Here is a 9,623-nt window from a genome sequence, read left to right as displayed (position 1 = left end):
ACCGTGGGCTTTCAGACGGCATTTTCTGTAAAACTAAGAAATCCAACAAACGGCGACGACCACCACGGGGAGCTGGCCAAGGCGAAAACGAAAAACGCCGCCCCCTGTCCGTAGGCGGATAACACCATCATCCGCTTGCGTCCGAATACATCAGCACAATAGCCGCCCATTAAATTGGTGATGACCGAGAACAACTGCGAAACAATCAACAACAACCCCGCTGTCTCTTTGCCAAAGGCATCGGCAAAATAAATCGATATAAACGGAAAAAACATCCAAAAGGTCGTATTCATGAGCGCCTCGCCAAACAGGCGCACTTTTAGGTTGCGGTCCCAATCGCGTATTCGCATCCGCTGTCCCCCTAATCTTTCGTCTTTCGAATTTCTTTGGAAATTATATCATATTTTTATAGGGGATCGGAGAAATATTTTTCAAATAAAAAAGGGCTGACCCAAAAGGGTGTTTTTCCTTAAACCAAACACAACATATTGTTTCATGCCTATATACATAATAAAAAAAAGTGTCCCGATCCTTTTGGGACACCCTCGACTTGCATTTCTTTTGTCTCTTACTTGCGGATGAATTGCTGCGTCCAAATATATCCATTTTCTTCAAAACCAACGCCGATGTGCGTAAAGTTTTTGTTCAAAATGTTCGCGCGGTGGCCTTCACTGTTCATCCACGCATTGACGACTTCCTGTGGTGTGCGTTGGCCTTTGGCGATGTTTTCCCCGGCAGCCGTGTACGAGATGCCGAATTTTTTCATCATCTCAAATGGAGAACCGTACGTCGGGCTGTTGTGCGAGAAGTAGTGGTTCACGGCCATATCGCGCGATTTTTCGCGTGCGACTTTGCTGAGGGCCAAGTCAACTTGAAGCGGCGGCAAGCCGTATTTTGCCCGCTCTTTATTCGTCAGTTCAACGACTTGTTGCTCATAGGCGTTTAAGCCAGTTGCTTTTTGCGGTGCTGCTGTTGGGGCCGTCGCTGGCGTTTTCGCCGGTGCTGGCGTATTCGCAGCCGGTTTCGTCGCTGGCTGTTTGACCGTTGCCGGCGCCTGCGGTTTTGTCGTTGGCTGTTTTGCCGCCGGTTGTTGTGTTGCCGGTTTTACGGGTTGGAACGACACGAACGGGAAGTATTGTTGCAGCCATTTCTCAAAATCTTGAACGTTTGTGCTGACATATTTTACTTGATACGCATTCGCTGTCGGACACGTCGTCCCAGCTGCTTCCGTTTTCGTTGCCGCGAACGAAGCGCCGGCGAGTGCGACCGAAGCTGCGATTGTTGCTACCATTTTTTTCTTCATCGGAATTCCTCCTTGTATCCTCTATTTGAAAGTTTCAGAGATATTGCGTCCGTCAGTCATGCCTACACGATGAGATTCGAAGAGGAACGGTTTCGTTGTTCCCTTGCCTTCGCCCTCATTATAACACGGGTTTTTTGTAATATTTTTGGGCTAAAATGGAAAAAACGCAGGCTGGCAACACCTGGAAAAACAAGCGCTTGTTTTCATTGCCAGTTGGCTGCCCATCACGGCAGTTGCAACGATTGGAAGCGGCATCCTTTCACTAACTGCCCTTCCTTTTTCCCCTCTATTATTCTAGCCACCCACATTTTTCTAGGAAAAAGGGAGTTGACAGCCTCTTTTTTGGACCATTTCGTTTAACAATTGTTACAGCTGTGTTACAAAACAGGGGAGATATTCACATTCTTGTTTTAAAAAAGAAGCTGGTGGCGATCAGCCCCAGCTTCTGTCATGATCTTTTTCGTTCCTAGTCGACAACGAGCACCGTTTGCACTTCATTCGGCTTCACCTCGACGGCAAACGTCCCGCATTCGTCCGCCGCGAGCGAGTCAAGCGGCTCCTCGTTGAGATTCGCGCGAAAAACGCCCGAAAACGGCTTGTTCCATTGGAACGCCGCCGTCGTTATCGTTGGCGTTGAATTGTAAAAGAGGAGCTTATCGGCATACAGCCGCACCCGTTCGTCAAAGCGCATCGATCTCCATCCCCCACCGTCTCATCGTTTGCTACTATTTTAGCAAGAACGGATGGCGGTTGGCTATAGAGCGCCTCTTCTATTGCGATAGTTGATGCCCCTTAACCAACACCGGAATGCGTTCTTTATATTTCTCCACCCATCGGCGGTTATGTTCGTCCGCCCCCTCAATGTTGCCGCTTAAAAAGATCGGCGGTTCTATTCCATTTTCCGCCATGAGGACAATCGCCTCGGCGAAAACGGCGTTTAAAATCGCGCTGCCGATCACGGTCGAAGTAGGGGCAAATGGAACGGAAACATTCGGATGAGCTAAAATCGCGTCTCCTCTCACACAATGATTGTCAATCACCAAGTCCACCACTTCATACAATAACCGACCGCTCTTATGCCGCGACGGTTGACTCTTCGAATATTCCAAAGATGTAATCGCGATCGTGTACGCCCCTTTCTCCTTTGCTGCCAACGCCACATCAATCGGAACAGGATTGCGCCCCGATGTGGACAAAACAAAAAACACATCTTCAGGACGGATATCCTCATGATTGATAAAATTTTGTGCCAAATCATTCATTCTCTCCAACATGGACGACCGCACCGCCCCTTCGTGAAGCATCAGCGGCTCGACAAAGATCGGTTTCACCGGAACAAGCCCTCCCGCCCGGTAAAACACTTCCTCTGTCAAAATATGGGAGTGGCCGCATCCGAATAACTGAACGATTCCGCCGTTTTGAATCGCTTCGCTTACCATATGGGCGGCCTTTTTTAGATTGTCCTTTTCATGGCTTAAAACGAGTTCCAGATGTTCATTGATTTTTTGGAAATATTGATTGATCATCGGCCATTCGCCCCTTAAGCGCTTGATTTCCTATCCCTAAACTAGATTTAGCCCGCCGCAGCCACAGTTAGACCCGCTCCTGCAGCCAAAAAAACGGCTTCCCCTATAAAGGAAGCCGNCCGTCGGTTCCATCGCATTCCTTGCTTTACTGCCCTGTATATCCGCCAACCGGGATATTGTCCTTCCGCGCCACCCCAGTGCGGTAAGCGGCTTCGATGACCGCTTGTCTGACGCGTTCAACGACTTTGCTGTTGAAGACGCTCGGGATGATGTATGTTTCGTTCAATTCATCCTCCGTCACGACAGAGGCAATCGCCTTCGCAGCGGCAAGCTTCATTTCCTCGTTAATTTCTCTCGCCCGGCAGTCGAGCGCCCCGCGGAAAATGCCCGGGAAGCAAAGGACGTTGTTAATTTGGTTCGGATAATCAGAACGTCCGGTCGCCATAACGCGCACGTACGGTTCGGCCAGCTCCGGATCAATTTCCGGAATCGGGTTGGCCATCGCAAACACGATCGGGTCGCGCGCCATTTTTTTCACATCTTCCACTTTTAAAATGCCGGGAGCTGAGACGCCAATAAACACATCTGCGCCGGCGATGACATCGGACAAGCTTCCTTTCAGATTATCCGGGTTCGTGATTTGCGCATATTCTTGCCAATACGGATTTTCATACGTTTCATCGCGATGGATGGCGCCGTGGCGGTCGACCCCGATAATGTTGCGTACGCCGGCCGCAAGCAAAATTTTCGTGCAGGCGATGCCAGCGGCGCCAATGCCGGTGAGAACCACTTTAATGTCCTCGAGCTTTTTGTCGACGATTTTCAACGCATTAAGCAACCCGGCCAAGAGCACGACCGCCGTGCCGTGTTGGTCGTCATGGAACACCGGGATGTCAAGCTCTTCCTTCAACCGCTTTTCAATCTCAAAGCAGCGCGGAGCGGAAATGTCTTCGAGATTAATGCCGCCAAACGCCGGGGCGATCGCTTTCACAATTTGAATGATTTCTTCCGTGTCTTTCGTATCCAAACAAATCGGGAACGCGTCCACTCCGGCAAATTCCTTAAACAGCATCGCTTTCCCTTCCATGACCGGCATCGCCGCATACGGGCCGATGTCGCCAAGCCCGAGCACCGCCGTGCCATCCGAGACAACGGCGACCGTATTCCGTTTAATCGTCAGCGAATACGCCTTGCGCGGATCCTCAGCGATGGCCGTGCAGACGCGCGCCACGCCCGGCGTGTACACCCGCGACAAGTCGTCGCGCGTTTTCACTGGGATTTTTGAATTTGTTTCAATTTTCCCCCCGATGTGCATCAAAAACGTGCGGTCGGAAACGTTGATGATTTTGACACCGCGAATTTTTTTCAGCGCCTCAATGATCAAATCGCACTGCTTCGTGTCGAGGGCGCTGACGGTGATGTCGCGCACCGTGTGAACTTTGCTTGATGAAATGACGTCAATTCCGACAATGTCCCCGCCCGCTTTGCCAATCGCGGCGGCGATATCGCTGAATGAGACGATATCTTTTTCGAACTGGAGACGAATCGTAATGTTCATCGCTGCCCCGCCTGGTAATGCCATAGATAACCGCCTTCCTTTTCTCTATTTCATGGTAAGACACTCTATGGTACAAATGTTATCTCATGAATGGGAAAAAGACAACCCTTATCCTCCATCAACCTCTTTGCCGCGGCCGCTTCTTGCTTACCGCCGCATTGCGTTTAGGCTTGGGGCTATGCGGTCCATTTTCGAATTCGCCACCGGTGCGGCCGTCCCATTCGGCATCTATTGGGCAATCAAAGCACGGAACAAAACGGAGGTCGCCAAGCAACCATCTGTCCTGCCGCCCCACACGGTTGGTCCGAACGGCAAACGGTCGGCGACACAACAAAACAACGGCCTCCCTTCCTTTAGCCCAAAGGGAGGCCATTCTCTTCCACTATTGAAGCAAGCGGAGAAACTCGCGCATAAACGCCGGCAAATCCGGCCACGCATGGGCGGAGACAAGGTTGCCGTCAACATGGACCGTATTGTCAGACACATACGTTGCTCCGAGCGCTTCGACACCGGGTTTGCAGGCAATATACGCTGTCAAGCTCCGTCCTTTCAACAAATCCGGCATCGTTTCAAAAATGAGCGAGGCGTGGCAAATTGCGGCAATCGGCTTATTCGCCTCAAAGAAATGACGGACGATGCGCTGCACGTTTTCATCAAGGCGAATGTATTCCGGCGCCCGCCCGCCTGGAATGACTAACGCATCGTATTGCGCCGGGTCAACCTCGGCGAACGATGCATGGGCGTCGATCAAATAGCCTTGTTTTTCCACATACGTATCCCAGTCGGCAAAATCATGGACAACGGTGTGCAGTTTCTTTTTCTTCGGCGCGGCAATCGTTACGTCATGCCCTTCCTCCAACAAACGATAATACGGATAATACACCTCCAGCGCCTCAACAGCGTCGCCGGTGATGATCAACACTTTTTTGCTCATGGATTCCCGCCTCCTTGTCCATTTTTTTCTTTCATTTCTATCATACTGGAAACGAGTGAAAAGGAAAAGTAAAATGATTGGTGGAAAGGTATGAAGCAGCAGAAACGAGAGTCGCTATGGTTGCGACAGTAAGGAGGGAAACAGAATGACCATCACCTCATGGCTGGCCGCCTCGCGCCACACCGTCGTGCTGACCGGCGCCGGCATGTCAACCGAAAGCGGGCTGCCCGATTTCCGCTCGCCGCGCACCGGGCTGTGGGCGCGTTTTAACCCGAGCGAACTCGCTACCATCGATGCGCTGTACCATCGCCGTGAATCGTTCGTCGAGTTTTACCAATATCGCATTCGCACCTTGCAACAATGCCAACCGCATGACGGACACCGCTTATTGGCCGATTGGGAGCGGCGCGGGATCGTGCAAACGATTGTGACGCAAAATGTCGATGGCTTTCACCAAGAAGCGGGAAGCCGACGCGTCATCGAACTTCATGGCTCGCTCCGCACCGTCCATTGTCAGCGGTGCGGGGAGTCAAAACCCAGCTTTGTCTATTTGCACGGTGTGTTGACGTGCGAATGCGGCGGAGTTTTGCGCCCGTCGGTCGTGCTGTTTGGCGAGCCGCTGCCGGAGAAAGCCATCGATCAAGCGTGGGAAGCGGCCCGCCAAGCGGACTTGTTCGTTGTGCTCGGCTCCTCTCTGCAGGTATCCCCAGCCAACCAGCTGCCGCTTGTTGCCAAGCGGAGTGGGGCTAAACTCGTGATCATCAATTGGGAACCGACGGAACTGGACGATCTCGCCGATGCTGTCATCCATCAGCGAAAAATCGGTGAAGTGCTGAACGAGCTCAATGAGCAGTTGGCGGAGGTGGATCCATGACCAAAGAAACGATGTTGCAAATGGCGCTCGAATCGATCGGCGACCACTCCCACATCCGCCATTGGCGCCGCGTATCAGGCGGCGACATCAATGACGTCTATCGCGTCCAAAGCGGCAAACAAACGTACTTTATCAAAATGCAACGTTTCCCGCCGAGTGGATTTTTCGCTGCCGAACAGATGGGCCTCGAGCTGATCAGGCAAGCACGTGCCATCAACGTTCCGCATACCTTCGGCTTCGGGGAAGCGGACGGCTGGGGCTGGCTCGTCTTGGAGTGGATCGAAGGAACAGAAACGGAACAGACGGCCGAACAGCTCGGCCGCGGCCTTGCCCGCCTCCATCAATGCCGCGGACCGGCGTTCGGGCTTGACCGCGATACCTATATCGGCATGCTGCCGCAGCGCAACGGCTGGTACGGCCGCTGGACCGACTATTACCGCGACGCCCGCCTTAGACCACAAATAACGCGAGCGGCGGAGAGAGGCCTCCTGCCCGTCAAGCGGCGCAAACGTCTCGAATGGCTGCTCGAGCGGCTTGACCAATGGCTCCCGGATGACTGTTTTCCGTCGCTTTTGCATGGCGATTTATGGAGCGGCAACTGGATTCCAGGACCAGACGGAGTGCCGTATTTGATCGATCCGTCTGTTTTATATGGCCATCATGAGTTTGAGATCGCGTTTACCGAGCTGTTTGGCGGCTTCCCAGTCCGGTTTTATGAGAGCTATCGCGAGCTTATGCCGCTCTCGGCTGATTATCATGGCCGAAAACCACTCTACCAGCTGTTTTACTTGCTCGTTCATCTAAATTTATTTGGCGAAACATACGGCAGCGCGGTTGACCGCGTGCTGGATCGTTACGCGGGGGAGTAGTTTTTCCTGCTTCCCCCGCCATCCTTATTCAGCACGGATCGCTTCGAGCAGCGCATCACCGTTTTCGCTCACGCGCACATAGGCAAACCGAACATTCTCTTGCCGTTTCATCCCCGTTTTTTCCGGAATGAAATACGATTCAATGCCATACAGGACTTGCGGGCCGTGAAACGTACCGGTGATGATCACATCCCCCGGTTGCGGCGTGTATCCCGGCCTTTTTTCCCCATTGACCATATATACGCCAGCCAAACGGTGCACCCCGTCCTCTCCTTTTCGCAGCCCGACTTGCACCCGTCCGCTTCCGTCAAGCGACGGAATGGTGGAAATATCGTACCGAAGCTGAATATAATCCCCTTGCAACATGGAACGTGGATCCAACGGTTCAAGTTCCAACTTTACTACATCACCATATCGCAACAATCGTTCTTTTTGCCACACGGTATAACCTAAAAATGAAAATTGAGCGATCACGACTATGAGCGTCAACAACGAAACGCGCCGCCCCCAGCGCACGCCCAGCCTCCATGTGAAGCCATTTCGTTTCTCAAGCCATACCGCCCATGCGAGCAACACCGCTCCCGCCGCCAGCAAACTGACCGATTTATGAAGCAAATTCCATGCGAGTTCATAATATTTCAGCACGAGATAAAGCGCTGTGTACACCCAAGCGGTCTTCCGCTCCAGTTGCCGACCGCGGAAAAGAAAGAAGGCAAGCGCCAAAATCATGGCGATATTCAACGTCACGTACAGTCCATCAGCCGCAAACACATCAACGCTTGTCGCAATCCCAAGCGCGCCGAACGCCAAGACAAGCGGAGTGAGAAACGGCGTTTCGCGAAAGCGGCCATACGCATACAACCCGCCGTTGACCAAAGCCAAGGTGAGCAACACCATCCGGCCGTCATCCATCACCGAACTTAAGGCGATCCCTAAATAGACCGTCAGCGCCGCCGTCGTCAACCGGCGCACTCCGCTGTCTGATGATCGGATGACGCCAATCGCAAGCCCAATGGCATAGAGGAACAGAGTCGACCGCGAGACCTCCCACGCCATCGCCACCCCGAGCCCATAGCCAACAGCCAGCAGTGTATAACGAACGACCGGATTCCAATGCCAGCCAAATGAGGCGGGAACGACAAACCCAAAGATGGAAATGAAAAAGAGCACGTAAGGCGACCATGACTCTGTCCAAAGGAAATACAAGCCAAGCAGGCTTTGTATGGCCAACGCGGAAGCCGCAAGCGTGACAATCGCTTGAAACGACGCCAAAAAACGCCTTCCAGCTTTCGTCTCCGCTGAAACCACCCCAGCCCGCCGCAATAGCACAACGCCGCCGCACAGCACAGCAGCGGCCGCCATAAGCCCAATGAGAAGCAGCCACGTTTCAAAATGATCTGCGAGCAAGCGAATGTATTGAATGAACAAAAACAGTCCAGCAAACAAACTCGTCAACAACACGTACGGCCGCTGCTTGGCGATGACAAGAAAATAATAAAGCAACACGGCGAGCAACACGGTATACACGTATGGCCACCATGCGTCGCGCCCATAGGAAAAACCGGTTACGTCAATCACAAGCAGCCAACCTTGCATGGCAATATAAGCGAGATGGGCGACTAACGGCGTACGGCTGACACCAACCAGCACGCCGTTGATCGCTGCAAACAATAAGAGCAAACCAAACGACGACCATTCCGTCCACTCAATCCGATAAGCGGACGGAAAATAATAAAACCAGCACGCAAGCTGCAACAACCCAATCGCGATCACGGACAGCACCCGTTCTTTTGTCAGCAGCGCCAACAAAGCGGTCGGCGCAAGCCAGGCAAGAAACAGCCAATAACTGTCAGCATGCGAATTGTAAATTTGTCCAAGCAACGCCAACGCAATGCCAAATGACAACACCCCGCCGATCAGCATCCAGCGCCCTAAGAAACGATGGCGGCCCCAAAGCGCCGCGCTTGCGATGTAAAATGCCGCCATCATGCCGATGCTGATTCCGACTTTCACCTCTCGCCCCATCCCCGGCCAGTTGGCGGCAAAAAAATACACAATGCCGGCAATGATGCACAAAAACGCCAACGCATACCCCGTTTTCACGATCCGGGCCGCCATATCGCTTCCTCCCTGTGACTCAGATCTTTCCTCTATAAAGCATATGCTGAAAAAGCTGTCTAGAAGACCAGTGAAAACACGCCTTATTCCATCGCATTTTCCTAGTTACCACCGGCCTTTTAGACTTTTTTCTTTGTTGCGGTGAAGAACATTATGGTTGGAGATAATTTTTTAAGTGGAAAATTTCCATATCATGCTCTGTCACTTTTTTCATCAAATAATCGATGGATGCCTGTTTGGAAGAGAACTCGCGCGAAGCCAGATCAAGAGCGGCCTGATGCTTATGAAGCATGTTCTCGATGTGGCGAAAGTGGCTCCGCATTTCTGTTGCGAGGTTGTCAACTTTTTCTTCGACCCGTTCAACTTTCGCTTCAAGCCGTTGTTGCCCTTCTTTGAGCGTTTGCACGTCGCCCTTGATCATGTCCATGTCCGCTTTCAACG

Annotated in this window: 8 protein-coding genes and 2 pseudogenes; 2 read left to right on the top strand and 8 right to left on the bottom strand. The window is 52.3% G+C overall.

The annotated features are described in order from the left end of the window. Positions 1 to 25 precede the first annotated feature (25 nt). The 6 genes and pseudogenes from VU18_RS06285 to VU18_RS06260 all read right to left on the bottom strand — a co-directional run. Positions 26 to 350 (bottom strand): annotated as a pseudogene (locus VU18_RS06285) (MFS transporter); the annotation flags it as partial. Positions 351 to 568: 218 nt separating this feature from the next. Then, on the bottom strand, positions 569 to 1,303 hold the full coding sequence (locus tag VU18_RS06280; RefSeq protein ID WP_011230938.1) for a CAP domain-containing protein: 735 nt from the start codon (positions 1,301 to 1,303) through the stop codon (positions 569 to 571). A 466-nt stretch (positions 1,304 to 1,769) separates the two neighbouring features. Further along, positions 1,770 to 1,994 carry a hypothetical protein gene (locus tag VU18_RS06275; protein WP_013145591.1) on the bottom strand — a complete coding sequence of 75 codons (225 nt, stop codon included), beginning with the start codon at positions 1,992 to 1,994 and terminating at the stop codon, positions 1,770 to 1,772. Positions 1,995 to 2,073: 79 nt separating this feature from the next. Further along, entirely contained in the window at positions 2,074 to 2,829 is a 756-nt protein-coding gene (locus VU18_RS06270; protein WP_014195616.1) for an SIS domain-containing protein, read from the bottom strand. 145 nt (positions 2,830 to 2,974) lie between these two features. After that, positions 2,975 to 4,411: an NAD-dependent malic enzyme gene (locus tag VU18_RS06265; protein WP_014195615.1), complete on the bottom strand. Its 1,437-nt coding sequence runs from the start codon at positions 4,409 to 4,411 to the stop codon at positions 2,975 to 2,977. Positions 4,412 to 4,769: 358 nt separating this feature from the next. Then, on the bottom strand, positions 4,770 to 5,321 hold the full coding sequence (locus tag VU18_RS06260; protein WP_011230934.1) for a DJ-1/PfpI family protein: 552 nt from the start codon (positions 5,319 to 5,321) through the stop codon (positions 4,770 to 4,772). Positions 5,322 to 5,466: 145 nt separating this feature from the next. Here VU18_RS06260 and VU18_RS06255 point away from each other — a divergent pair, with 145 nt between their 5' ends. Next, positions 5,467 to 6,195, top strand: coding sequence for an NAD-dependent deacylase (locus VU18_RS06255; protein WP_014195614.1), 729 nt, complete (start codon positions 5,467 to 5,469; stop codon positions 6,193 to 6,195). Continuing rightward, positions 6,192 to 7,064, top strand: coding sequence for a fructosamine kinase family protein (locus VU18_RS06250; RefSeq protein WP_014195613.1), 873 nt, complete (start codon positions 6,192 to 6,194; stop codon positions 7,062 to 7,064). The genes VU18_RS06255 and VU18_RS06250 overlap by 4 nt, the downstream gene beginning before the upstream one ends. Positions 7,065 to 7,088: 24 nt before the next feature. Here VU18_RS06250 and VU18_RS06245 read toward each other — a convergent pair whose 3' ends face one another. Beyond that, complete coding sequence (locus VU18_RS06245) at positions 7,089 to 9,182, bottom strand: GDYXXLXY domain-containing protein (protein WP_047757828.1); 2,094 nt, start codon at positions 9,180 to 9,182, stop codon at positions 7,089 to 7,091. A gap of 151 nt (positions 9,183 to 9,333) precedes the next feature. Beyond that, positions 9,334 to 9,623 (bottom strand): annotated as a pseudogene (locus VU18_RS06240) (hypothetical protein); the annotation flags it as partial.

It is taken from the genome of Geobacillus sp. ZGt-1, assembly GCF_001026865.1.
GTDB classification, from domain to species: domain Bacteria; phylum Bacillota; class Bacilli; order Bacillales; family Anoxybacillaceae; genus Geobacillus; species Geobacillus thermoleovorans.
The sequence above is the reverse complement of the archived record's forward strand: the minus strand, read 5'-3'. Positions and strand labels throughout refer to the sequence as shown.